The organism is Comamonas sp. B-9, assembly GCF_000410635.1.
Classification (GTDB): domain Bacteria; phylum Pseudomonadota; class Gammaproteobacteria; order Burkholderiales; family Burkholderiaceae_C; genus Comamonas.
In genome coordinates this window covers 1-1,489 of sequence record NZ_KE148654.1, presented here as the reverse complement: position 1 = coordinate 1,489, position 1,489 = coordinate 1, and the positions used below count along the sequence as shown (strand labels likewise).

Here is a 1,489-nt window from a genome sequence, read left to right as displayed (position 1 = left end):
CTCGTTGCTCCAAGGGCTGTGGGCCGGCTCGGGCACGGCCAGCGCCTGCAGCATCGCGATGCTGGCCTCGCTCTGGGGCAAGGCGGCGCCGCTGGCCTGCAACGGGGGCAGGTCAGCGCGCGGCAACTGCGTCAAATAACCTTCGCTGTTGACAAACAGGCCTTGCAGATGCAGCAGCCAGTACGCGCGGGGCAGGCGGTCCGGCTGCTCGCCCATGCCGGGCAGCCATGCGCTCGGTGCCGGGGCCGTGCTGGACCAACGTTGGGGCGGCACCAGTTGCACCTGCTCCAGGCTCTCGTCGGCCAGCGCCCAGGCCGACACCGCCAGGCGCGGGCTAGCCGGTGCGGCACCGCCTTGCAGCGCACTGATATGCGAGGGCCAGTCAATGCGCAGCTCCAGGCAGTCGAGGCTGCGGCTCCAGGCCCATTGCCGCACCTGGGTGGTGCCGGCGCGCCAGGCCGCCTCCAGCGTGGCGCGGCGCACATAGAAGGTCGCCACAGGCTCTCCTGGTGTCGCCACGCTCAGCAGCAAGATGCAGTCGCCAAACGGCTCGGGCAGGGGGCTGGTGCGGGTTTTCAAATAGTCCAGGCCCAGGCCCAGTTGCTGGACCAGGCTGGGCTGTTTGCTCCAGCGGTGGGGTGCTTGGTGCGCCAACACATGTCCTCCAGGGGCTGAGACAAGGGAAGCGGCATGGCGATGCAGGGCGCCATGCCTTGCCAGGGCATGGGGCACTCAGCGGTATTCGAACTCGACCCGGCGGTTGCGCTGGTGGGCCTCTTCGCTGCTGCCGGTATCGGCCAGGCGTTCCTTGCCATAGCTCACGGCCTCGACACGGGCGGGGTCCACCCCCAGGGTCTGCAAGCTGCTGCGCACCGACTCGGCCCGTTTTTGGCCCAGCGCCAGGTTGTATTCGATGCCGCCACGTGCATCGGTGTGGCCCTGCAAGGTCAGCGACTGGCCAGGGTGGCTGCGCATCCAGCGTGCATGGCTCTCCAGCACGGGGCGGTCAGCCGGGCGCACGGTGTAGGAGTCAAAGTCGAAATACACGGTATGGGCCGTATCGGCCGGCCCCTTGTTGCCCGGCTGTGCGGTGGCCACGACCGGCGCCACGCCCGATTGGGCGGGCTCGGCCGCAGGTTTGGACAGCGCGTAATGGTGCTCCTCACGTTTGGAGGTGGTGGAGCTGCTGCCGCAGGCCGCCAGGCCCAGGGCCAGAGCGGCGGCGACAGAAAGAGGGAGAAGTTTGAACATGGCAATCCTTGATGGGGCCCCGCGCTTGCCTGGAAACCAGGCAAGCGCTGCAGACCCATGGGGATGGAAGCGGGTCACTGATCAGCGCAAGGTGCGCTGTATCAGGCCAGTTGGTGGTGCAGCAGGTCTTGCGGCAGCACGCTGTGTGCATCGCCGCTCGCCACACTGCTGATGGCAGTAGCCACCGGCTGCAGCGCGCTGCCGGCCGTGCTGGCCACGAAGTGCGGCGCTGCCGTGC

General features: G+C 68.4%; 1 protein-coding gene and 1 pseudogene. Both read right to left on the bottom strand.

Features of this window, described 5'->3' with window-relative positions:
* A pseudogene (locus tag H928_RS32610) lies at positions 1–654 on the bottom strand (hypothetical protein); the annotation flags it as partial.
* Between the two features lie 78 nt (positions 655–732).
* A complete protein-coding gene (locus tag H928_RS0121670) occupies positions 733–1,251 on the bottom strand; it encodes an OmpA family protein (protein WP_021028371.1) in 519 nt (172 codons plus the stop codon).
* Positions 1,252–1,489 lie beyond the last annotated feature (238 nt).